Annotated in this window: 20 protein-coding genes and 1 pseudogene; 7 read left to right on the top strand and 14 right to left on the bottom strand. The window is 59.4% G+C overall.

Going from position 1 to position 23,518, the window contains the following annotated elements:
* Nucleotides 1–72: 72 nt before the first annotated feature.
* Nucleotides 73–1,524, bottom strand: a complete 1,452-nt coding sequence (gene pyk, locus ABTV22_RS23970) for a pyruvate kinase (protein ID WP_433736895.1) — start codon at nucleotides 1,522–1,524, stop codon at nucleotides 73–75.
* 189 nt (nucleotides 1,525–1,713) lie between these two features.
* Between pyk and ABTV22_RS23965 the strand changes: the two genes are divergently transcribed.
* Nucleotides 1,714–2,091: a tetratricopeptide repeat protein gene (locus ABTV22_RS23965; RefSeq protein ID WP_433736894.1), complete on the top strand. Its 378-nt coding sequence runs from the start codon at nucleotides 1,714–1,716 to the stop codon at nucleotides 2,089–2,091.
* 245 nt (nucleotides 2,092–2,336) lie between these two features.
* Nucleotides 2,337–2,696: a PilZ domain-containing protein gene (locus tag ABTV22_RS23960; protein WP_433736893.1), complete on the top strand. Its 360-nt coding sequence runs from the start codon at nucleotides 2,337–2,339 to the stop codon at nucleotides 2,694–2,696.
* 115 nt (nucleotides 2,697–2,811) lie between these two features.
* Here the strand turns inward: ABTV22_RS23960 and ABTV22_RS23955 are convergent, their stop codons facing one another.
* The 6 genes from ABTV22_RS23955 to ABTV22_RS23930 all read right to left on the bottom strand — a co-directional run bounded on the left by ABTV22_RS23955 (nucleotide 2,812) and on the right by ABTV22_RS23930 (nucleotide 9,662).
* On the bottom strand, nucleotides 2,812–4,143 hold the full coding sequence (locus ABTV22_RS23955) for a DUF58 domain-containing protein (RefSeq protein ID WP_433736892.1): 1,332 nt from the start codon (nucleotides 4,141–4,143) through the stop codon (nucleotides 2,812–2,814).
* A gap of 115 nt (nucleotides 4,144–4,258) precedes the next feature.
* A complete protein-coding gene (locus ABTV22_RS23950) occupies nucleotides 4,259–5,263 on the bottom strand; it encodes an AAA family ATPase (protein WP_433736891.1) in 1,005 nt (334 codons plus the stop codon).
* Entirely contained in the window at nucleotides 5,260–6,438 is a 1,179-nt protein-coding gene (locus ABTV22_RS23945) for a DUF4350 domain-containing protein (RefSeq protein WP_433736890.1), read from the bottom strand. The genes ABTV22_RS23950 and ABTV22_RS23945 overlap by 4 nt, the downstream gene beginning before the upstream one ends.
* Nucleotides 6,435–7,976, bottom strand: a complete 1,542-nt coding sequence (locus tag ABTV22_RS23940) for a DUF4129 domain-containing protein (protein WP_433736889.1) — start codon at nucleotides 7,974–7,976, stop codon at nucleotides 6,435–6,437. The genes ABTV22_RS23945 and ABTV22_RS23940 overlap by 4 nt, the downstream gene beginning before the upstream one ends.
* Nucleotides 7,963–8,940, bottom strand: coding sequence for a stage II sporulation protein M (locus ABTV22_RS23935; protein ID WP_433736888.1), 978 nt, complete (start codon nucleotides 8,938–8,940; stop codon nucleotides 7,963–7,965). The genes ABTV22_RS23940 and ABTV22_RS23935 overlap by 14 nt, the downstream gene beginning before the upstream one ends.
* Nucleotides 8,937–9,662: an RDD family protein gene (locus ABTV22_RS23930; protein WP_433736887.1), complete on the bottom strand. Its 726-nt coding sequence runs from the start codon at nucleotides 9,660–9,662 to the stop codon at nucleotides 8,937–8,939. Before ABTV22_RS23930 ends, ABTV22_RS23935 begins: the two co-directional genes overlap by 4 nt.
* Nucleotides 9,663–9,847: 185 nt before the next feature.
* Here ABTV22_RS23930 and sbcB point away from each other — a divergent pair, with 185 nt between their 5' ends.
* Complete coding sequence (gene sbcB / locus ABTV22_RS23925) at nucleotides 9,848–11,278, top strand: exodeoxyribonuclease I (RefSeq protein ID WP_433736886.1); 1,431 nt, start codon at nucleotides 9,848–9,850, stop codon at nucleotides 11,276–11,278.
* Between the two features lie 99 nt (nucleotides 11,279–11,377).
* Here the strand turns inward: sbcB and mvaT are convergent, their stop codons facing one another.
* On the bottom strand, nucleotides 11,378–11,755 hold the full coding sequence (gene mvaT, locus ABTV22_RS23920; protein ID WP_007933316.1) for a histone-like nucleoid-structuring protein MvaT: 378 nt from the start codon (nucleotides 11,753–11,755) through the stop codon (nucleotides 11,378–11,380).
* Between the two features lie 333 nt (nucleotides 11,756–12,088).
* On the opposite strand from mvaT, the gene purU reads away from it, so the two are divergent.
* Together purU and ABTV22_RS23910 are read left to right on the top strand one after the other, a co-directional pair.
* Nucleotides 12,089–12,937: a formyltetrahydrofolate deformylase gene (gene purU / locus ABTV22_RS23915; protein ID WP_433736885.1), complete on the top strand. Its 849-nt coding sequence runs from the start codon at nucleotides 12,089–12,091 to the stop codon at nucleotides 12,935–12,937.
* Between the two features lie 82 nt (nucleotides 12,938–13,019).
* Complete coding sequence (locus tag ABTV22_RS23910; protein ID WP_433736884.1) at nucleotides 13,020–13,196, top strand: hypothetical protein; 177 nt, start codon at nucleotides 13,020–13,022, stop codon at nucleotides 13,194–13,196.
* A 73-nt stretch (nucleotides 13,197–13,269) separates the two neighbouring features.
* On the opposite strand, the gene ABTV22_RS23905 is transcribed toward ABTV22_RS23910, so the two are convergent.
* The 5 genes and pseudogenes from ABTV22_RS23905 to ABTV22_RS23885 all read right to left on the bottom strand — a co-directional run.
* Nucleotides 13,270–14,265: a lysylphosphatidylglycerol synthase transmembrane domain-containing protein gene (locus ABTV22_RS23905; protein ID WP_433736883.1), complete on the bottom strand. Its 996-nt coding sequence runs from the start codon at nucleotides 14,263–14,265 to the stop codon at nucleotides 13,270–13,272.
* Nucleotides 14,262–15,026, bottom strand: coding sequence for a DUF2334 domain-containing protein (locus ABTV22_RS23900; protein WP_433736882.1), 765 nt, complete (start codon nucleotides 15,024–15,026; stop codon nucleotides 14,262–14,264). The genes ABTV22_RS23905 and ABTV22_RS23900 overlap by 4 nt, the downstream gene beginning before the upstream one ends.
* Before the next feature lie 4 nt (nucleotides 15,027–15,030).
* Complete coding sequence (locus ABTV22_RS23895; RefSeq protein WP_433736881.1) at nucleotides 15,031–16,152, bottom strand: glycosyltransferase family 4 protein; 1,122 nt, start codon at nucleotides 16,150–16,152, stop codon at nucleotides 15,031–15,033.
* 209 nt (nucleotides 16,153–16,361) lie between these two features.
* Nucleotides 16,362–17,126, bottom strand: a complete 765-nt coding sequence (locus tag ABTV22_RS23890) for a methyl-accepting chemotaxis protein (RefSeq protein ID WP_433741494.1) — start codon at nucleotides 17,124–17,126, stop codon at nucleotides 16,362–16,364.
* A 141-nt stretch (nucleotides 17,127–17,267) separates the two neighbouring features.
* A pseudogene (locus tag ABTV22_RS23885) lies at nucleotides 17,268–18,107 on the bottom strand (HAMP domain-containing protein); the annotation flags it as partial.
* Between the two features lie 326 nt (nucleotides 18,108–18,433).
* Here ABTV22_RS23885 and ABTV22_RS23880 point away from each other — a divergent pair.
* A complete protein-coding gene (locus tag ABTV22_RS23880) occupies nucleotides 18,434–19,921 on the top strand; it encodes a helicase HerA-like domain-containing protein (protein ID WP_433736880.1) in 1,488 nt (495 codons plus the stop codon).
* Nucleotides 19,922–20,003: 82 nt separating this feature from the next.
* Here the strand turns inward: ABTV22_RS23880 and ABTV22_RS23875 are convergent, their stop codons facing one another.
* Entirely contained in the window at nucleotides 20,004–20,459 is a 456-nt protein-coding gene (locus ABTV22_RS23875; RefSeq protein WP_433736879.1) for a DUF721 domain-containing protein, read from the bottom strand.
* 307 nt (nucleotides 20,460–20,766) lie between these two features.
* Between ABTV22_RS23875 and secA the strand changes: the two genes are divergently transcribed.
* Nucleotides 20,767–23,502 (top strand): preprotein translocase subunit SecA, encoded by a 2,736-nt coding sequence (gene secA, locus ABTV22_RS23870; protein WP_433736878.1) that lies wholly within the window; start codon nucleotides 20,767–20,769, stop codon nucleotides 23,500–23,502.
* Nucleotides 23,503–23,518: the final 16 nt, after the last annotated feature.

The following is a 23,518-nucleotide window of genomic DNA, read 5'->3' as shown; positions in this document are numbered from 1 at the left end:
ATCCAAAGGATCAGAAAAAAGAAAGCCCCGCCATTCACATGGCGGGGCTTTTGTCTTTCAGCAGCCGGTCACTCAGACCTGAGGATCGCCAACGTGCAGGATTTTCATGCCGTTGGTACCGCCAGTGGTGTGGTAACTGTCGCCCTTGGTCAAGATGACCCAGTCACCTTTCTCCACCACGCCACGCTTGACCAGCTCGTCGATGGCCTTCTGGCTGACTTCATTCGGTTTCAGCGAGGCCGGGTCGAACGGGATGGTGTACACGCCACGGAACATCGCCGCGCGAGCCTGGGCTTCGCGGTGCGGGGTGAACGCGTAGATCGGCACCGAGGAACGGATACGCGACATGATCAGCGGGGTGTAGCCGCTTTCGGTCAGCGCGATGATCGCCTTCACGCCCGGGAAGTGGTTGGCCGTGTACATGGTGGCCAGGGCAATGCTCTCGTCGCAGCGCTCGAACGTCTTGCCGATGCGGTGGCTGGAGGTCTTGCTGGTCGGGTGCTTTTCAGCACCGATGCAGATGCGCGCCATGGCCTGCACCGCTTCGAGCGGGTAGGCGCCGGCGGCGGACTCGGCCGAGAGCATCACGGCGTCGGTGTAGTCGAGCACGGCGTTGGCCACGTCGGACACTTCGGCGCGGGTCGGCATCGGGTTCTGGATCATCGACTCCATCATCTGGGTCGCAACGATCACTGCCTTGTTGTGACGACGTGCGTGCAGAATGATTTTCTTCTGGATGCCCACCAGCTCGGCATCGCCGATTTCCACGCCCAGGTCACCACGGGCAACCATTACGGCGTCGGACGCCTGGATCAGGTCATCGAGGGTTTCGTCGTCGGCCACGGCTTCGGCGCGTTCGATCTTCGCCACCAGCCAGGCAGTACCGCCGGCTTCGTCGCGCAGTTGACGGGCGTATTGCATGTCGGCGGCATCACGCGGGAAGGAAACAGCCAGGTAGTCCAGGTCCATCTCGGCAGCGAGCTTGATGTCGGCCTTGTCTTTTTCGGTCAGGGCCGGTGCCGTCAGGCCACCACCGCGACGGTTGATGCCTTTGTGGTCCGACAGCGGGCCGCCGATGGTCACGGTGCAGTGCAGTTCGGTGGCGGTGGCAGTTTCAACGCGCATCACCACGCGACCGTCGTCGAGCAGCAGCTCGTCGCCCACGCCGCAGTCCTTGACCAGGTCCGGGTAGTCGATGCCGACCACTTGTTGGTTGCCTTCGGTCAGCGGATGGCTGGTGGAAAAGGTGAACTTGTCACCAATCTTCAGCTCGATGCGCTTGTTGGCGAATTTGGCGATACGGATTTTCGGGCCTTGCAGGTCACCCAGCAGGGCGACGAAGCGGCCGTGCTTGGCGGCCAGGTCACGCACCAGCTTCGCGCGAGCCTTGTGCTCGTCGGGGGTGCCGTGGGAGAAGTTCAGGCGGGCGACGTCCAGGCCAGCCAGAATCAGCTGTTCGAGAACTTCCGGTGAGTTACTGGCCGGGCCAAGGGTGGCGACGATTTTGGTACGACGGACGGACATGCAAAGACTCCTGAGTTCAAGCGCTGAGTGAGGCTACTATGGTCCGAAGGTGTAGTCATTGTTCGTATGCACTACTTTTTTTTAAGAACTTTGTTTTTCCTTTCTTTATGGCGCGCGGCAACTTTGCGCCTGGCCGGCTGAAGATTTCCGCCCGGGGGTCGATATAGCGTTCAAGACAGGAGATCCCCCATGCGATTCATGCTTATTGCCGCCCTTGCCCTCTTCAGTGTGACGGGCTGCACCCGTTTTTCGATGGATCATCATTTGAACCTGGCCTATAGCGCCTATGACCGGGGCAACTGCGAGCAGGTCATGCTCGAATTGTCCAAAGTAGAGCGCGCCAGCCGTGCGCGGCCTTACGTGTGGCCGGAAGTGTCGATGATGCGCGGTCAATGCCTGGAACGGCAGAAAATGTTTATCGATGCCGCCCAGACTTACCAGTTCATCATCGCCGCTTATCCACAAAGCGAGTACGCCTATCGCGCCCATGCCCGCCTGGAAACCCTGGCGAGCCTGGGGCATTACCCGCTGCGCAGTTCCGCGGCAGTGCGCCCGACGCAGTTCTGATGCTGGTCGTCATCCAATAGCTGGCCGACCGGTGGCGGTGAGCTATAGTCCAATAGTTCGGTTTAGAGTTTTGTTTCTAAACCGACGCAACACCTGTGATCGGCAGGAGTAAGCGACAGCGGTTGACGGACTGTCGCACCAGGATCGGGGAGAGCGGGCCGTATCTGCCTGGGACTATCCGCCGGCAGGCCTGTTCCGAAGCATTAGTGCGGCCCTGCTTAAGGGCCTTGCGTAGCGAATTCAGCATGTTCACTGACCGCCGGATCGAGCGGCATCAACTGCCGTATTTTCTGAAAGTGTTCAACAGCATCACCGACAAACCCATTGGCTTTCTGGGCAATGTGTCCGAAGACGGGCTGATGTTGATCAGCCACTTGCCGCTGATGATCGGCGTGGACTTTGACTTGCGCCTGAAAATCCCCGCCAGCGAAGGCGGCCAACAGGTCATTGATCTGCGGGCGTGTTGTTTGTGGTGTCACGAAGATGCCACGCCTCACCATTACGACGCCGGGTTCAGCCTGCAATGGGCTCCACCGGAATATGGGCAATTGGTGCGGGCGTTGAAGCAGTATTTCAGTTTTCAGACGTTGTCGGCGTCTGCCTGAGCAGAGGTAACCGCGTGGCAAATGATGACCTGTAGGCGCCGGCTTGCTGGCGATGGCGTTCGTGAAATCGCCATCGCCAGCAAGCCGGCTCCTACAAGGTCATCTCGGGGTAATATCAAACACTCCCGCTACGTTTCCAGCTCAAATACTGCGTCACCAGCTGCGTACCCAGTTCACCGGGCCGCACATCCAGCACCGGAACACCATGGGCCCTCAAGCGCTCATGCAGCTCGGCCCGTGCATTCAAGAAATCCACCGTCCCGCAATAGACCAACGCCTCAGGCAAGGTCAGCACTGGTGTCTCCCTCAGGCTGTCGAGCACCTCTTCGCGCAGGCTGGCGACCAGCACCCGATGCTGCGTACTCAATCGTTTGAGCGCCGTGAGCAGCTCTTCATCGTCCTCGTCCCGCAGGTTGGTCAACAGCACCACCAGTGCCCGGCGTTTTTGTCGGGCGAGCAGTTGAGTGATGGCCGCTTGATAGTCGGCGCTGCGCTGGCTGCTGTTCAGGTCGTAGACGGCGTTGAGCAGGACATTGAGTTGCCCGCTGCCCTTGACCGGGGCGAGGTAGCGCGGTTGATCGCTGGCAAAGGTGCACAGGCCGACCGCATCACCCTGGCGCAGCGCAACGTAGCTCAGCAGCAGGCAGGCGTTGAGTGCGTGGTCGAAATGCGCCAACTCGCCGTCCTGGCTGCGCATGCGCCGGCCGCAGTCGAGCATGAAAATGATCTGCTGGTCACGTTCGTCCTGGTACTCCCGGGCAATCGGCGTGCGTTGACGGGCGGTGGCTTTCCAATCCATTTGCCGCAGGCTGTCACCCTCGCGAAACTCGCGCAGCTGATGAAACTCCAGCCCTTGGCCGCGGCGTTGACGCTGGCGCACGCCGAGCTGGCTGAGCCAGTTGTCCACAGCCAGTAATTGGCCACCGTAGAGGTGGGCGAAGTCGGGATAGATGCGGGTGTGACCTGCTACGTTCAGCAAGCGCTTGTTCGACCACAGGCCCAACGGGCTCGGCAGGTTGACTTCGCAGTGTTCGAAGCTGAAGTGACCGCGTTTGAGCGGGCGCAGGCGATAATCGACCTGGCTGCGTTGGCCGGGCTGCAATGGCACCGACAATGGCAAGTTTTCGAAACTCAGCCCGCCGGGCACATGGTCGAAGAGTGTCAAGTGCAGTGGTTGCGCAAAATCATGCTCAAGCTCCAGTTGTACTTCACTCCAGCGACCCAGGGCCAAGCTGCCGGGTAGGTGCCGTTGCAGGTGGGGCGAGGGCAAGCGTTTGACGCGCAGGGCATCGAGCAGTGCCAGGATCAGCAGCGCTAAAAGCAGACCCCAGTTGATTCGTGACAGTGAGGGCGGCACTGCGAAGTCCAACGCCTGCAAGGTGCCCAGCACGATGCCGATGGCCAGCAGTGCGGCGAGCCAGAGCAGCAGCAGGCGTGTGGGTTTCATTGCGTGACCCCCTGCAGGCAGATCAAGGGATCGCAGCCTTCGACAGCTCCTACAGGGTCGTGCGTGCGGCGTAGGAGCTGCCGCAGGCTGCGATCTTTTACCTGAATGACGATGGTCACAGGCGCGGTGCCGGTACTTGATCGAGCAGCTGTCGCAAGACTTGATCCACCTCCAGCCCTTCGATATCCAGCTCCGGCGCGATGCGCACGCGATGCCGCAGCACTGAGAGGGCACAGCCTTTTATGTCATCGGGAATCACGAATTCGCCGCCACGCAACAAGGCCTGGGCCCTCGCGCAACGCACCAGGGCAATCGAGGCCCGGGGCCCGGCACCCAGGGTCAGACCGGGCCAGCTGCGGGTCGTACGGGCCAGGCGTACTGCGTAATCGAGTACTTGATCGTCCAGCGGCAGGTCACTGGCGATACGCTGCAAGGCCAGCACATCCTTGGCCTGCAACACCGTGCGTAGCGGCTGCACGTCGAGCATGTCGGCGCGGGTCGAGCGACTGACCTGACGCACCATCTTCAACTCCTGTTCGGCATCGGGGTAGTCCATGCGCACCTTGAGCATGAAACGGTCCAGTTCGGCTTCCGGCAGCGGGTAAGTGCCTTCCTGTTCGATGGGGTTCTGCGTGGCCAGCACCATAAACGGTTGCACGATGGGCAGGGCACGGCCTTCGAGGGTGACTTGCCGTTCCTGCATGGCCTCGAGCAGCGCGGCCTGGGTTTTGGCCGGGGCGCGGTTGATCTCGTCGGCCAGCAACAGGTTGGTGAATAGCGGGCCCTTGCGCAGTTTGAATTGCTCGGTCTGCAAGTCGTACACCGCGTGCCCGGTGACGTCGCTGGGCATCAGATCAGGCGTGAACTGGATACGGGCGAATTCGCCACCGAAACAACGTGCCAGCGCCCGGACCAACAAGGTTTTACCCAGGCCCGGCACACCTTCGAGCAACACGTGTCCGCCGGCAATCAGTGCCGTGAGCACGTCGTCGATCACACTGTTTTGGCCGATCACGGCCTTTTGCAGTTCGCCACGGATCGCTTGAGCCAACTGACTGGCACGTTGTCGTTGCGTAGTGGCATGGCTGGCGGCAGCGGGCTCGATCGGTTCACTCGTCATAAGGCGTTCCTCAAGGTTTGCAGATGGGCGACCTGACGACTGAATTCAGCGCTGGTAAGCCGCTGCTTTGGTCGCGGGCTCATGGCCTGGCTGATAGCGCGTGTGGGTTGGCCGGTCAGGCGCGCAAGCACCAGCCATTGTTCGGCGACGCCGAGTTGGTCATAACCGGGGTGACGATGGCGGACACGGCGCAGAATGTCTTGCTGCAGCGCTTGCAAAAGACTGTGCTGGCCGTTTCGACGCAACATGAAATCGGCACTGGCGCGCAGATGCTCCTGCAGTTGCCGACGTGCTTTCGATGCCGGTTCTTGCAGTGGCCCGTGGCGCACGCCGGCGTGCCAGAAACCCAGGCCAATCAGGGCAATCAAGGCGACCAGCGCCTGAGGGAAATAACGCAGCAGCAACGTCCACAGGCTGTCGTGTTCAGTGTCATACAGCAGGGTTACGCGGGTGTCGGCGGTCAAATACCAGAGCAGCCAGGCGTTGTCATATCGGTCGATGGCCGGGGTTTTCCACAGGTCGGCATCGGTCACCACGATGATCGAACCGAGCCCGTGGTCGAGCTGCATCATGTGGGTGGCCTTGCCGCTGTTGGCCCAGGTCTGGGCCAGGTTTTTCGGGTCTTCCAGATGGAATGCGGTATCGAAGCTGGCGTAGGCCGGCGCGTCTTCGTCTTCCAGGTACAGCTTGGTCAGTTTCGGGTAGGGGTCATTGCCGTTTGCGTTTTCATTGTCGGGCGGCGAGTCCTTGAGATCTTTGCTCAAGAATTGGTGCAGTTGTACGCGGTCGAGCAGCAAGTCATTGCTTTGCCCGGCCTTTTCATCCCACAACGACTGGGCGACGAACAACAGCCGACCACCCGCCCGGACCCAGTTCATCACCTGATCGATCTGCCGTGGCGTCATGTTGTAGCGGTCCCCCAACAGCAACAGACTGTGCTGGCGCGGCTCCAGGCTGGGCAGGATGTCGAGGCTGTTGGCATGGCTGACGGACAGGCCCTGTTTGCGCAGGAAGTGTTCGGCGGCCAGGTAGGGATTGGCCTGGGCTTCGGGCGAGGGGCCGTGATCGACTTCAGCCTTGTAGGGCGTGGCCTTGAGGTACAACCAGAGACTCAGCGTCGCCAGCAGCACGACGATCAGTGCGCCGAGCATCAATGGCCAGGCGCGGCGGTTCAACGGTTTGCTCCCGGGCCGAACAGGGTGCGCCAGCCATCACACAGTTCCTGCTGCAAATGTGCGGCGGGCAGGCGGTGCCCATAGGCCATGTTCTGCCAGTGCCGAGTCAGGTTTTGGCTGAACATCAGCAGGGCCGGTTGCTGCAATTGCTTGACGCGCTCCAGCACCTGGCCTTCGGTGTCGGCGTCTTTGAGTGCGATGTTGAAGTCGTGCAGCAAATGGCTGAGCAGGGCACGATAGAGCAATCCCAGTGCTTCCCGGGGTTGGGTTTGCCAGAGGCTTTCGGCCGTGGCGGCGATGTCGGCGGGCAAGGTCTCGCGGTTGATGTCCAGGCCGAACGCCTGTTGCGGCATCGGTCGGGTGGCTTTTTTAGCCGTTGGACGACGGCTGACAAAGGCCTGTAACCCGTCGCGGTAGCGCCAGATCAGCAGGCCGACGGCGGCGATGACGGTGCCCCACAGCATGACCTCGATCAGGCTGGCAACGGCGCCGAAGCGCTGGCTGTTAAACAGCTCGAACAGCGCCTTCAGCCAACCCGGAGTGTTGTTCTCTTCCAATGTTTCAGGGCTGGCGTTGTCTTCGCCAAATCGATAACGGGTGACCGTTTCCTTGTTCTTGAACGGCGGTTGATCGAGGATTGCCTTGATGCTGTCCCGAGATGCCTGACTGGTCAGTGGCTGCTTCAACAAGCGTGGGCTTTCAGGTGAAGGGATTGGCTCTGCGGCCAAGGTGGGGTGCCCAGAGGGCATCATCAGGATCGCTGCCATTGCCAGGGCGACGGCGGCGCTGCTCAGGCGCTGGCGCAAGCGACGGAACACCAGTTCGATGTCCCAGGCTTCCAGCACGGTGCGCCGGTTCAGATAGAGGCTGAAACCGCAGGCCACGTAGATCGGTTCCCAAAGCACCAGCACCAACGCGTAAAAAGCGTTGGTCAGGTGCTCCAGCCAGTGCCAGTCCTGGGTCGCAGCGTTTATTAACGACTGCCAGCTCCAGTCGAGGGCCACCTGTTGCGGCAGGAGTAGATAGAACAGCACCATCAGCCCGATCCACAGGGCGGTTTCCAGGTGCACGCCAATCAACGTCAACCACCGTGCCGCGCCAGCGTCGCGTTGTAACAGCACCTGCAAACGCTGTTGCCGTGCCTCACCCGACAGGCCTTCGAGTTGCACCACGGGCAGCAGAAAGCTGCGAGTCAGGCTCAGCCGTCGCCAGGTCAGACTGGCCAGCAGTTGCGGCTTGAGCAATCGTGGCCATTGGTAAAGCGCCTGCTTCAATGTGGGCGTTTCACCGAAAATGGCCTTGGACAGGATGTACAGCGGCAGGCGCTCGAAGGCCGGTTTCAGCCACCAGAAGATGAACACGGCGAGGGAGGGCGACTCCCAGAACATCCAGGTCAACAGCCCGAACACTGGCAAGGTGACGATGGCCCAACTGGTCATCAGCAGTCGCCAGTGGCGCTGACTCAACAGCACCCCAAGGTCCATGGCTTCCCAGGTGGGGCGTGGGCGGATCACTACGCTGGCATCACTCAGGCGCATGACGAACCCGCCCGGCAAACAGCAGATAAACCGCGACCGACAGCCACAGCATCGCTCCGACCAGGTATTTGGTCATGGGGGCCGGTGTCGTCATCGACGACCAGTAGGCTTCGATGAATGCTGCGATCAGCAGGAACAGCATGACCCCGCAAATCAGCAGCACACTCTTGCGCGCGGCCAGGCGCAAGGCCTCGGCACGAGGCAAACGTCCCGGCGCAATCAAAGCCCAGCCCAGTTGCAAGCCGGCGGCTCCGGCCAGGGCAATGGCGGTCAATTCGAAGGCGCCATGGCCGATCACGAAGGACCAGAAGGTTTGCCCGTAACCGATTTGTGTCAGGTGCCCGGCCACTGCGCCGATCATCAAGCCGTTGAAGAACAGGAAAAACGCACTGCCCAGACCAAACAGCAAACCGCTGGCGAACGTCTGAAAGGCAATCCCGATGTTATGCATGATGTAGTAGCCGAACATCACCCAGTCCTCACTGGCTGCCCGTTGCGCCGAGCGACCCAGGTGACCGGCCTGCGGGTCGTACATGCTCTGCATTTCGCTGACCTGTTCGGCCGGGATCAGGTTGTAGATCAGGTCTGGAAAAAGATAAACCAGCCAGGCGAATCCGATCAGGCTGCCGAAAAACATCAAGCTGGCGGCGAGGACGAAGCGCCATTGCTCACGCACCAGCCGGGGGAAGTCCGCGAGGATGAAAGCCAGTACTTGGGGCCCCAGTCGGCTGCGGTGGCGGTACAGCTGTTGATGCCCGCGCAGGACGTGTTGTTGCAACGAGTCAATGAGAAAACTGCTGTAGCCGCGCTCCCGGGCCAATGCCAGATGTTGGCAGATGCGTCGGTAATCGCCGGGAAAACTTTCGGCTCCTTTGGCGTTTCGGTCCCGCTCCAGCCGCTCCAACAGGAAGGAAAACTGCTCCCATTCGGCCATGTGCCGATGTTCAAAAAGACTTTGCTTCATGCCGGACCCAACAGGCCGCGGGCGATGCCATTGAGTTCGGACACCGCTTGTGACGGAGGAACCTGCAACGGCTGCGCCAGGATCGATGCCAGTTCATTGACCCTGGCATTGGAGAGTTCGGCCTGGCGTTCGGCGAACCCGAGGATGGCGCGTTGCTCGCTCAGCGTCAGGTTAAAGGCTGGGCGGCGCGGCTGTGCGGGTGGGAGTTGTGGTCGCGTGAGCGGTTGTTCGCGGTAAATTACCAGCGTACCGGCGGCGATGTCGCCGAGGCGTTTGAAGGCAGGGTGTTGCAAGCAACTGATGGCCCCGAGGAAGTATCCGAAAGGCAGCAGATCGACAACGCGCAGCAGGTTGCGCAGCAGCGAAGCGGACCAGTCGATGGGGGTGCCATCGTCTTGCACCACGCACAGGCCCATCCACTGCTTGCCCGGTGAACGGCCCTGGTTGAGCACTTCAAACAGCACCATGTACCACCAGCTCACGCCAAAGATCAGCAGCGAGCCGAGCCCTGCGCCGAGTTTTCCCAGCATCGCCAGGGCAATGAACAGCACGCCGAGGATCAAGCCGCGCAATGCCAGGTCAATGGAAAATGCCAGCGCACGGACCATCAACCCGGCCGGACGCAGTGGCAAGTCGATGCCTTCCGGCGTTTCGACCTGATACCGCGTGTCCAGTGGCGGGGACAGCGATGCTTTCCTTGGCAGTGCTGCAGTCTCGAGCATGGGCAACCTGATGATGTGGCCTGATCGGGAAAGTCTCTTCACCCGATGCTAGCAGCCCTGCCGGGAAACACGACATCGCTGTGTCTTGCCATGTCATCAAACAGAGGTGATTGAATGACAAGATGACTGGCCGCAACAGGACATGAGCACCTAGACTTCGCCGATATTCTGTTCAGGAAACGCCTGTGACCTCCATCTTCTGGTACGACTATGAAACGACGGGCATTAACCCCCGTTGCGATCGCCCACTGCAAATGGCGGGGCTGCGTACTGACTTCGATCTCAATGAAATAGACGAGCCGGTCAACCTTTATTGCCAGCCCAGTGAAGACATCCTGCCGCACCCGGCAGCCTGTGCGATCACCGGTATTACCCCCGGCCGCTTGTCCGAACAGGGCCTGAGCGAAGCCGATTTCATGACCCGTGTGCACGCCCAACTGGCAGCGCCCGGCACCTGCGGCGCGGGTTATAACACCTTGCGTTTCGACGACGAGATGACCCGCTACAGCCTGTACCGCAACTTTTTCGACCCCTACGCGCGGGAATGGCAGGGCGGTAACAGTCGCTGGGATCTGATCGATGTGGTGCGTGCCGCGTATGCCTTGCGCCCCGAGGGGATCGTCTGGCCAACGGACGAGGAGGGCCGAGTCACGCTCAAGCTCGAACGTTTGACCGCCGCCAACGGTATCGATCACGGCAACGCCCACGAAGCCCTGTCGGATGTTCGCGCGACCATCGCCCTGGCGCGTTTGATCCGGGAAAAACAACCGAAGTTGTATGACTGGTTGTTCAAGTTGCGCAGCAAACAAAAGGTGCTGGATCAGATTCGCCTGTTGCAACCGATGGTGCATGTGTCCGGACGCTTTTCCGCTGCACGCCATTACGTCGGTGTCGTACTGCCCCTGGCATGGCACCCGCGCAACAAAAACGCGTTGATTGTCTGCGACCTGCACCTCGATCCACAGGGGTTGCTTGATCTGGATGCCGAGACCTTGCGCCAGCGCCTGTACACCCGGCGCGATGATTTGGCTGAAGGCGAGTTGCCAGTGCCGCTCAAGCTCATTCACATCAACAAGTGCCCGGTGGTGGCACCGCTGGCGGTACTTCGCCCGCAAGATCAGCAACGCCTGGGGCTGGATATGGCGCTGTATCGGCAGCGCGCACTGCGGCTAAGTGACGCTCCCCAAGTTTGGCAGAATAAAGTTCTGGACATGTATGCCCGGGAGGAATTTGCGTCCAGTCAGGATCCGGAGCAACAGTTATACGATGGTTTTATCGGCGACCGCGATCGGCGATTGTGCGAGCAAGTGCGGACGGTCGATCCGCAGCAATTAGCAAGAGAGAAATGGCTTTTCGATGATGAACGTTTGCCAGAGTTGTTGTTTCGATATCGCGCACGTAACTTTGCGGATACGTTGAGTTTCGAAGAGCAAGAGCGTTGGCGACTATTTTGTCAGAAGCGTCTGTCAGACGTGGAGTGGGGAGCACCCAATACCCTTGAAAGTTTTGTGGAGACTGCAGCCCAATTGGCGCTTACTGCGACTCCGTTCCAGCAAGAGGTGCTCGATGAGTGGCAGGAATATGTTCAGGAGTTGCGCAAGCGCTTGAATCTTTGAAATCGAAAATGAACGGAGCTGAACTCCGGACATAAAAAACGCCAGCGTTATGCTGGCGTTATTTTATGTCGCAAATCTGTCTGCGACAGGCAGTGCGGCTTAGCCCAGCAGGGTAGCCCAGCCTTCAACCACGTCACCGCCCCACTTGGCTTTCCACTCTTTCAGAGTCTTGTGGTTGCCACCTTTGGTTTCGATGACTTCGCCATTGTGCGGGTTTTTGTATTGTTTAACTTTGCGAGCACGTTTGGTGCCGGTAGTTTTTACTGCGCCGCCGCGTGGTGCCTTGGTTTTGGATTCTGGATCCAGCAAGGCGATGATGTCACGCAGGGACTTGGAGTATTCGCCCATCAGGGTGCGCAGTTTGCCTTCGAATTCCAGCTCGGTTTGCAGTTTGTCGTCTTGGGACAGGTTCTTCAAACGAGCTTGCAGCTCTTTAATAGCTTCTTCGGTGGCGCGATATTCGTTGATCAAGGACATGATTACTACCTTATGTAGAAAGCAGGATGGCAGGGGACAGTGCGGCAATAATAGTCAGGGTATTTCATCAAGTAAACATTAAAGCGGCGTTTATTTAATTTAATGACGGCCAATTCGCCCACTTTAGGTGTGCAGTTAAATAATTCGAAGCGGCTGCTACAGATGTTCACAATTCAATGCTGGAGATAGCAAGCAACACTGTCATGACACCGCCCTTGCGTGCTGGAAGAGCCCTCGACGACCATCGGGCAAGGCATTACGTGATCAATACTGCAGACTTGCTGCGCAATCGTTAGAATGGCGGCCTTTGCGAAGTTCTGGAGTTTCCCCCTCATGCGCACTTTTCGGCTGGTGATTTCTTGCCCGGACCGCGTCGGCATCGTTGCTAAAGTCAGTAACTTTCTGGCGTCACATAACGGCTGGATCACTGAAGCGAGCCATCACTCGGACAATCAGAGTGGCTGGTTCTTCATGCGTCACGAAATTCGTGCCGACTCGCTGCCTTTCGGTATCGAAGCCTTTCGCGAAGCGTTTGCGCCAATTGCCGAAGAATTTTCGATGGACTGGCGCATCACCGATACCGCGCAGAAAAAGCGCGTGGTGTTGATGGCCAGCCGCGAGTCCCACTGTCTCGCCGATTTGTTGCATCGCTGGCACAGCGATGAACTGGACTGTGAAATCGCCTGCGTGATTTCCAACCACGACGACTTGCGCAGCATGGTCGAATGGCACGGTATTCCCTACTACCACGTGCCGGTCAACCCGCAGGACAAGGAACCGGCCTTCGCCGAAGTTTCACGCCTGGTCAAACAGCATGATGCCGAGGTGGTCGTACTGGCCCGTTACATGCAAATTCTGCCGCCCGAGTTGTGCAGCGAATATGCGCATCAAGTCATCAACATTCACCACAGCTTCCTGCCGTCGTTCGTCGGCGCCAAGCCGTATCACCAGGCGTCCATGCGTGGCGTGAAACTGATCGGTGCGACCTGCCACTATGTAACCGAAGAGCTGGACGCCGGTCCGATCATCGAACAGGACGTGGTACGCGTCAGCCACAGCGACAGTGTCGAAGACATGGTGCGTTTCGGTCGTGACGTCGAGAAAATGGTGCTGGCCCGCGGTTTGCGTTATCACCTGGAAGATCGGGTGCTGGTGCACGGCAACAAAACCGTGGTGTTCTGATTCCGTCACGATACGGTTGAAAATCGAAGGGCCTGGGCGTTCAATCACTCCAGGCCCTTCGTCGTTTTGCATTGAGGACATCATGGCCGATCCACTGGACAAAGCTACCTCCAAGGCACCCGCGACATTGGGCGAGGGCTGCTTGAGCCGTTACGACCCGGATGACATGAGCCCGGAAGATGGAACCGAATTTCCGGGGGCGGCCGAGTTGTGGCAGCAGTTGCAGGATGAGTCCGACGACAAGGATGAGTCGGTCTGAAAAGATCGCAGCCTTCGGCAGCTCCTACATTGGAATACGGTCGATTGTAGGAGCTGCCGAAGGCTGCGAGCTTTCAAGCTTGTTTAAACTTCATCAACTTCTTGAGCAGCGGCCGACCCAGCATCAATAAAAACACCGGCCCACCCACCAGCAAATAAAAGTAATAGGTCACCGCTCGCCAGATCAGGATCGCCGCGGCTGCGGTCGATTTACCCACCATAGGCGCCAGCAGCGCCGCCGACGTCAGTTCGGCCGCACCGGCTCCTCCGGGTAATAAGCTGAACTGTCCTGCACTCAATGAGAGCATCTGGATCAGAAAGCTCCAGGCCCACTGCAAATCCGCTCCAAGCCCTCGCAACGCCAGATACAGCACGCTGTAACGCAAGATCCAATGCAGGCAGGTCAAGGCAAATACCTTGATCAATGTCTGAACGGGCAGCTTCAGTGTGTCGGAAAACGCTGCCAGAAAGTGCAGGAGCTTTCGTGCCCAGCACATTCGGGTGGTGGACTGGACGTTGATCCGAACGAGAAGTCGACCACTCAGTCGAATCAGCAAACGGTGGTAGCGGGCTGCGATCACGCAACAGACCAAGCCAGTGAAGATCGAGAGGGTACTGACGATCAGCAGCCATTCCATGCGCTGGCTGAGGTGTTGGAACAGCGCATAAACCAGGATTGCACTCAACGCGCAAAGGAAAAACAGCAGATCGCTCAACTGATCCATGGCAAACACGGCGCTGCCTCTGGCCGGACGCACGCCATTGCGCGCCAGCAACGCCATGATGGTCAGCGGTCCGCCGCTGCCGCCGGGGGTGGCGCAATAGGCAAATTCGGCGGCCATCACCACGCCAAGGCTTTTGACCGGGCTCACTTTGTCGCGCTGATCTCCCAACAGCAGCCGCAGGCGCACAGTGTTGACGATCCAGCACAGCAGGATCATGCCAAACATCACCAGCAACCCACTCCGTGGAAACGTGTTCAACCGCGACCAGGTTTCGTTGCCGCCCAACAACCAGGGAATCAGCACCGCCGCGAGCAGGCCGATCAACAGCACGATCGCGCGACTCACGCCACGCGTCCCATGCGGGTGTCTTGCAGAGCCAACCAGCGTGACTTGGTCATCGGCATACGCCCCTCATCCAGCAGACGTTTGAGGGTTTTCAGCCACCAGGTGCGTGAGAGTTCGTGCCGCATATCCACGGGGTGCAAGCCCAGCCGGATGACCGGCGCTTGCTGCCAACGCCGTTCGAGTTGATCGCTGACCAGCTTCGACAGACCACGGCGCCAGGCGCTGCGCGCACTCCAGACCAATCCGGGCGCCGCGAGCGGCGTGAAGTCCGGCAAGCGATAGAGGTGTTGCGCATCGCTGGTGTAGCGCAAGGGTAATTGCCGCAAGGCTTGCCGCGTACCTTCTCTCATCAGCCAGGCCGGCGCGACGAAGCCCTGCAGCGGCCATTGGTAACGCTCGAACACTTCAATACCAGCGTGCAGTCGAGCAAGCGCGGCATCGGGGGGCAGGCTGTAGAACTCAGCTTCGTGGGTATAGATCCGGCGCATGAACCAGTCCCGGGGATTACTCGCCGATGGTCCGTCATCGCAATGAAAGTAGCCATGCAGTGCCAGTTCATCACCCCGCTCGAGACGCTCGGCGAGCTGATGGCGAAATCCAGGATGGGCTTGCAGGGGGCTGTGCTTGTGGAAATCCGGCACCACCAGCAGGGTCATTGGCACATTGCCCAGTGCATCGACGGCTTCGACAAAGGGCTGGTAATCGGCCCAGGATTGCGGCGTCACGTCGTGCAGAACCAGCAGCAGGCTTGTTGAATTCATGATCTCAGCCATTGGCGACCCGGGGCCATTGGCTTCCGAGCACGGCGTGATAGTGGTTCAGCAGACTGTCGACCACCGTATCCCAGGCGTAAAACCGCTCGACATGACGTCGTGCGCGTTGACCGAGGGCTGCGCTGCCTTGGCTGAATAACTCGCGCACGGCATTCGCCATGGCTACCGGATCGTTGGGGGCACACAACCGGCCACATCGATCGGTGATGATCTCCTCGAACGCGCCGGCCGCCACGGCCACCACGGGAATGCCGCAGGCCATGGCCTCCAGAACCACCAGGCCAAAGGTTTCCTGGTCGCCGGCATGTAGCAATGCATCGGCACTGGCCATCAGGCGGGCTATTTGTGCAGCAGGGCAGAATTCATCGATGACGGTGACATTGCGCGGCACGCTGGTCGGCATCGATGAACCGACCAGCAGCAAGTGATAGCGTCGTACCAGGTGCTTCATGCATTCGAGCAGGACCGGCAAGTTTTTTTCCTTGGAGCCGCGCCCGGCAAAAATCAGCAGGTGAGTGCTGTCGTCCAGGCCCAGTTCGGTCCGCAAACCGACATCGCGGGCATCGGGATGAAACAGTTGCAAGTCGACGCCCAAAGGCTGCACGAAAACGTTCTTCACGCCCAGGCCGGTGAGTTTTTCCGCCATGACTCGACTTGGGGCCAGCACTCGGTCGAAGTTGCCGTAGAGTTTGCTGACATAGGCTTCGACGTTGGGGGTAACCCAGTGACCCATGCGGTTACTGACCAGCAGCGGCAGGTCCGAGTGATAGAAACCAATCACTGGCACATCCAGTTGCCGGCGCGCATCCAGGGCTGCCCACGCAGTGAGGTAAGGGTCGCCGACCTCGATCAGGTCGGGTTGCAGGTCGTGGAGGACATGGCGCCAGGGCGCGAGACGAAGCGGGAAGCGATAGCCCTTGCCAAAGGGAAGTGCGGGGGCCGGAACAGTGTAGATGCCATCCTTTTCACTGAAGATCGCTCCGGGGATCAGCAAGCTGTGGCGAATATTTGGCCTTGTGCACAGGCGATGATGCTTGGCATCCAGATACGTCCGCACGCCACCGCTGGCAGGGGCGTAGAACATGGTTATGTCCGCGATATGCACGATGAACATCCCTCCGGTCCGTTAATCTCCTTGGTTGACCTTAATGAAGAATAGATGTTCGGGTGGGGTTTTGCGGGTGTCAGGCAGGCATGTGGTGCCTGTGCGGGCTCCTTCGCGGGCAAGCCTCGCTCCTACAGGTTTTGTATGTGCAATTACATTTGGATATTGCGCAAAACATTGTGGGAGCGGGCTTGCCCGCGAAGGGGTCGGTCCTTGCGCTAGATACGGAAACTGCCGACCAATTGCTTGAGACGCGCCGCCTGCTGCTCAAGGTCGGCACAGGCACGCAGCGTCGATTGCAGGTTTTCCACCCCTTCCTGATTCAGCGTATTGATCTCGGTGATGTCGACATTGATCGACTCCACCACGGCGGTCTGTTCCTCGGTCGCGGTGGCCACCGACTGGTTCATGCCGTCGATTTCACCGATGCGCAGGGTCACGCTGCTCAGACGCTCGCCGGCCAGATTGGCGATTTCCACACTGTCCTGGCTGTGGCGCTGGCTGTCGCTCATGGTGCTTACGGATTCGCGGGCACCGACCTGCAACTCTTCGATCATGGTCTGTACCTGTTGCGCCGACTCCTGGGTACGGTGGGCCAGGTTACGCACTTCATCGGCCACGACCGCAAATCCGCGCCCGGCTTCGCCCGCCCGTGCCGCCTCGATGGCGGCGTTGAGCGCCAGCAGGTTGGTCTGCTGGGAAATACTGGTGATGACTTCCAGAATCTGTCCGATGTTCACGGTTTTGCTGTTGAGCGATTCAATGTTGCTGCTGGAAGCGCTGAGCATGTTCGACAGCTGATTCATCGCAAGAATGCTGCGATCCACGACTTGCTGGCCATCTTCGGCCAGGTTGCGGGCATCGCTGGCCTGATTCGACGCTTGCGCGGCGTTGCGGGCGATTTCCTGGGCGGCAGCGCCAAGCTGATTAATCGCCGCTGCGACGCTGCTGGTGCGCGAGGCCTGCTGGTCGGAGTTGAACATCGATGAGTTCGACGCCGCCACCACGCGCAATGCCACTTCGTTGACCTGCCCGGTGGCCGAGGACACCTCGCGGATCGAGCCGTGAATACGCTCGACGAAGCGGTTGAACGCGGTACCGAGCAAGCCGAATTCATCGTTGTTGACGATGGTCAGGCGTTTGGTCAGGTCGCCTTCGCCGTCGGCAATGTCGGCCATGGCGCGGGTCATGAGGTGCAGGGGTTGAATCAGGATACGGATCAGCATGCCGAGCAGGGCGATGATGATTACCACGGAAATGACCGTGGCAACGACCGCCGATGTACGGAATTCGCTGAGCATCGAGAACGCTTTGTCTTTGTCGACCGACAGGCCGATGTACCAGTTGACCGACGACAGCCCTTTGATCGGCGTGAACGTCACGATACGGGTTTTGCCGTCGACCTGAATTTCGCTGATTTTGCTGCTGATGGCTGGCGTATCCTGCGGATACACATCCTTGAGCGTTTTCATTGCCAGGGTTTTGTCTGGATGGACCAGGATCTTGCCATCCGAACTGACCAGGAAGGCATAACCCATCCCGTCGAAGTCCAGTGAATTAAGGCTGTCGGCGATCACTTGCAAGCTCAGGTCGCCACCGACGACACCGATGTTCTGTCCATCTTTGATCACACTGTCGACGATGGAAATGACCAATTGACCAGACGCCAGATCCACATAGGGTTCGGTCAAGGCCGAGTTGCTTGTGCCTTGCGCGCTCTTGTACCAAGGGCGGGCGCGTGGGTCGTAGCCATCGGGCATCTTGCTGTCTGGGCGGATGATGAATGTGCCGTCCTTGCTACCCAGGTAGGCGCCCATAAAGGTCGAGGTTATGGATTTTTGCACTAACAGCTGGGAGACGTTTTCGGGGGCAGGATTCAAGGCGACGGTTTGCGCCAGGTTTTCAATCAGCAGGGTCCGGCCGTTGAGCCAGGTCTGGATGTTGTTGGCAGTGACCCTGCCCATCTCCTGTAGATAATTGTCCAAGTCTTGGCGTATGGCGTTACGTTGCAAATAGTCGTTGTACAACGAGAACGAGGCAAAGGTGGCAATTACGATGAGCGCGGCGGCAAGCAGTATCTTATGACTGAAGCGCAGATTTTTGTTCATGGCTTGGGGTTCCGCTAAGGTCTTATATGCCGGAGGCGTGTTTTTACAGGTGCACGCGGCAAGGCATGGGTAAAAAGTGAATTTCCGTCTGTCCTTAGGGAAATATCCGACCGAGTTGTCAGACTGGTCTGTCGTAATGTCTATCGGCCGATCCTGACAAAGATTAACCATTGGGTGACCAAATGCCTGACTCACTGCAACTTGTTATCGGCGCCGATCTTTCCGGGCAGCCGATTTCCCAGGCCATGCGCCTGGCCAACCGTCACGGTTTGATCGCAGGTGCTACCGGGACCGGCAAGACCGTCACCTTGCAACGCATGGCCGAAGCCTTCAGCGATGCCGGTGTGGCAGTGTTCGCCGCCGATATAAAAGGTGACCTGTGTGGTCTGGGTGCTGCGGGCAACCCCCAGGGCAAGATCGCCGAGCGAATCGCCGGGATGCCTTGGCTGAACCACAAACCGGCGGCCTATCCGGTGACCTTGTGGGACATTCACGGGCAATCCGGCCACCCACTGCGCACGACCCTGAGTGAAATGGGGCCGTTACTGCTGGGCAGCCTGCTGGAACTGACCGACAGTCAGCAGTCGGCGCTGTATGCCGCGTTCAAGGTTGCGGACCGTGAAGGCTTGTTGTTGCTGGATCTCAAAGATCTGAAGGCGCTGCTCAATCACCTCAAGGACCACCCGGAACTGCTCGGGGATGATGCCGCGCTGATGACCACCGGCTCCAGTCAGGCCCTGTTGCGACGTTTGGCGACCCTTGAACAGCAAGGCGCAGAGGCGCTTTTCGGAGAGCCGGCGCTGCAGCTCGAAGACATTTTGCAACCGACCGGGGACGGCCGCGGGCGCATTCATTTGCTCGATGCCAGTCGACTGGTGCATGAGGCGCCCAAGGTCTACGCGACCTTTCTGCTGTGGCTACTGGCTGAACTGTTCGAGCAGTTGCCGGAGCGTGGCGACGCGGACAAACCGCTGCTGGCACTGTTTTTCGACGAGGCGCACTTGTTGTTCGCCGGCACGCCAAAGGCCTTGCAAGACCGCCTGGAGCAAGTGGTGCGGCTGATTCGCTCGAAAGGCGTGGGCGTGTATTTCGTCACGCAATCGCCGGGCGACTTGCCCGATGATGTGCTGGCACAGCTTGGGCTGCGTATTCAGCATGGCTTGCGCGCATTCACCGCCAAAGAACAGAAATCCTTGAGGGCAGTGGCCGACGGCTTCCGGCCGAACCCGGCGTTCGATGCCTTGTCGGTGCTGACTGAACTGGGCATTGGCGAGGCGTTGGTCGGAACCTTGCAGGACAAGGGCACGCCAGAGATGGTCCAGCGGGTCCTGGTGGCACCGCCGCAATCGCGGATCGGGCCACTGACCGAGGCCGAGCGCACGGTGCTGATTGGCGGTTCGCCGTTCAAGGGGCGGTATGACAAACCCATTGACCGCGAGTCGGCCTATGAAGTGCTGATGGGGCGCAAGGGCCTGGCGCCGGAAGCTGAAGCGGTACCCGACAAGCCGGCACCGCAGGAACCGAGCTTTACCGAGCAGGCCGGGGAGTTTCTGGGGACGGCGGCGGGGCAGGCATTGAAGTCGGCGATGCGCCAGGCGGCCAACCAATTGGGGCGGCAGTTGGTGCGCGGGCTGATGGGGTCATTATTGGGTGGAAGCAAACGCCGCTAAAAAGCCAAAGATCGCAGCCTGCGGCAGCTCCTACAAGGATCGGTGTAGGAGCTGCCGCAGGCTGCGATCTTTTGATCTTTTCTTAAACCTTGGGTCTGGCGTGGGCCGCCAACCGCTCCAGTGCCGCCCGCAGATTCGGATCGCTGATGCCATCGGCCGTAGCCTGAATGGTCTGCGCCGCATCGTTGGACAAATCCATGGTATGTCCGACAGCGCCACGTTGAACGGTGGGTGGCTGCACCTTGAACAGGATTCGCGTGAGGTTGGCGAACTCGTCAAACATCTGCAGTTGCCGTTGCAGGCGCTTTTGTTGGTAGCGCAGGCGCGTGGCCCAATGACCGTCAGTGACGATCAGCAATAAACTGCCCTCGCGCCACGACGCCACATGGCAGTGTTCGCGGGCGGCGGGTTGCAGTTGGCTTTCCAGCAGGCGTTGCAGATGGCCCAAGCGCTGGGCGTGGCCAAGAATGGCTTTGAGCGGCTTGGCTTCGCGAAGCAGGACGGCGGGTGCTCTGGCCGTGAGAGGGCGAAATGCCATGATCAGACACCTGAAGTAACAGAGCCGCCATGTTAGCAGAAAGCACCGCCTGCACCCGACCCATTGCTTTGCGCGCGATTTACCCATTAAATCAACCCATGACTTCTGCCTCGTATGACTTGAAGTTCAGCCATTTGCCCCTATTTTAAGTGAGCCCCGTCACAGCGCTGTGCCAGCATCGTGGAATAACGCCACTTTCCTCACCATCGTTTCCGGGTAGAATGCTCGTTCGCATGCGGCCATGAGGGCTGCACGGGCGACTCACGGGGCCGCCCTCCATCCCTTTAGTGTGGAAGATCCTGCCGATATGTTTGCGCCTTTGTTAAAGAAACTTTTTGGAAGCAAGAACGAGCGTGAAGTCAAACGCATGCTCAAGACGGTGCAACTCGTCAATGCCTTCGAAGAGCAAATGGTGGCCCTTTCGGACGATCAATTGCGTGCCAAGACAAATGAGTTCAAGGCTCGTATCGCCAAAGGGGAAACCCTCGACAAGCTGTTGCCCGAAGCCTTTGCGGTCGCCCGCGAAGCCGGTAAGCGCGTCATGGGTATGCGCCACTTCGATGTCCAGCTGATCGGCGGCATGACCTTGCATGAAGGTCGAATTGCCGAAATGCGTACCGGTGAAGGCAAGACCCTGGTGGCAACACTGGGCGTTTACCTCAACGCATTGTCCGGCAAGGGCGTGCACGTTGTGACGGTGAACGACTACCTGGCCCGCCGTGACGCCAACTGGATGCGTCCGCTCTACGAATTCCTCGGCCTGACGGTCGGCGTGGTCACGCCGTTCCAGCCTCCGGAAGAGAAGCGCGCGGCCTACGCCTCCGATATCACCTACGGTACCAACAACGAATTCGGTTTCGACTACCTGCGCGACAACATGGCGTTCAGCCTGGAAGAGAAATTCCAGCGCGAACTCAACTTTGCCGTGATCGACGAAGTCGACTCCATCCTCATCGACGAAGCCCGTACGCCGCTGATCATTTCCGGTCAGGCCGAGGACAGTTCCAAGCTGTACATGGAGATCAACAAACTGATCCCGCAGCTCGAGCTGCACATCGAAGAGGTCGAAGGCGAAGTCACCAAGGCGGGTCATTACACCGTCGACGAGAAGACCCGCCAGGTGGAACTCAACGAAGCCGGTCACCAGTTTGTCGAAGAGGCGCTGACTCGTCTGGGTCTGCTGGGTGAGGGCGAGAGCCTGTACTCGGCACACAACCTGCCGCTGCTGACTCACGTTTATGCCGGCCTGCGCGCGCACAAGCTGTTCCATCGCAACGTTGAATACATCGTGCAGGACGGTCAGGTCGTGCTGGTCGACGAACATACCGGCCGCACCATGCCGGGTCGCCGTTTGTCCGAAGGCCTGCACCAGGCCATCGAAGCCAAGGAACACCTGAACATCCAGGCCGAAAGCCAGACCCTGGCGTCGACCACGTTCCAGAACTACTTCCGTCTATACGAAAAACTGTCCGGCATGACCGGTACGGCCGACACCGAAGCGTTCGAGTTCCATCAGATCTATGGCCTGCAGGTTGTCGTCATTCCGACCAACAAGCCACTGGCCCGTAAAGACTATAACGACCTGGTGTTCCTGACTGCCGACGAGAAATACGCGGCCATCGTCAACGACATCAAGGAAAGCATGGCGGCAGGTCGTCCGGTGCTGGTGGGTACCGCGACCATCGAAACCTCCGAGCACATGTCCAACCTGCTCGTGAAGGAAGGTATCGAACACAAGGTTCTGAACGCCAAGTTCCACGAAAAAGAAGCCGAGATCATCGCCCAGGCCGGTCGTCCGGGTGCGCTGACCATCGCCACCAACATGGCCGGTCGTGGTACCGACATCCTGTTGGGCGGCAACTGGGAAGTGGAAGTCGCTTCACTGGAGAACCCGACGCCTGAGCAGATTGCCCAGATCAAGGCCGACTGGCAGAAGCGTCACCAGCAAGTGCTCGAGTCGGGCGGTTTGCAGGTGATCGCTTCCGAGCGTCACGAATCGCGCCGTATCGACAACCAGCTGCGTGGTCGTGCCGGTCGTCAGGGCGACGCCGGTTCCAGCCGTTTCTACCTGTCGCTGGAAGACAGCCTGATGCGCATTTTCGCCTCTGACCGGGTGAAAAACTTCATGAAGGCCCTGGGCATGCAGCCTGGCGAAGCGATCGAGCACCGAATGGTGACCAACGCCATCGAAAAGGCCCAGCGCAAGGTTGAAGGCCGCAACTTCGACATTCGTAAACAACTGCTTGAGTTCGACGACGTCAACAACGAACAGCGTAAAGTGATCTATCACATGCGTAACACGTTGCTGGCCGCCGACAACATCGGTGAAACCATCGCCGATTTCCGTCAGGACGTGCTCAACGCGACCGTCAGCGCGCACATTCCGCCGCAATCGCTGCCCGAGCAGTGGGATGTCGCCGGTCTGGAAGCTGCGTTGCAGAGCGACTTCGGTGTCGCGCTGCCGATCCAGCAATGGCTCGACGAAGACGATCACCTGTACGAAGAAACCCTGCGCGAGAAACTGATGCAGGAGCTCATGGCGGCGTACAACGAGAAAGAAGACCAGGCGGGCGCCGAAGCGCTGCGCACCTTCGAGAAGCAAATCGTTCTGCGTGTCCTGGACGACCTGTGGAAAGACCACCTGTCGACCATGGATCACTTGCGTCACGGCATCCACTTGCGTGGCTACGCCCAGAAGAACCCGAAGCAGGAATACAAGCGCGAGTCGTTCACGCTGTTCTCCGAGTTGCTGGATTCGATCAAGCGCGACTCGATTCGTGTGCTGTCGCACGTCCAGGTGCGTCGCGAAGATCCGGCCGAGGAAGAGGCGCGCCTGCGTCAGGAAGCCGAAGCACTGGCCGCCCGCATGCAGTTCGAACACGCCGAAGCCCCGGGCCTTGAGCATGTAGAGCCGATTGGGGAGGAGGTCGATGTGGCCCTCGCCACCGCACCGGTTCGCAACGAGCAGAAGCTGGGCCGTAACGAGCTGTGCTACTGCGGTTCGGGCAAGAAATTCAAGCATTGCCACGGGCAGATCCAGTAAACCCGTTCAAACGCTG

The organism is Pseudomonas putida, assembly GCF_050990305.1.
GTDB lineage: Bacteria > Pseudomonadota > Gammaproteobacteria > Pseudomonadales > Pseudomonadaceae > Aquipseudomonas > Aquipseudomonas putida_AH.
The sequence above is the reverse complement of the archived record's forward strand: the minus strand, read 5'-3'. Positions and strand labels throughout refer to the sequence as shown.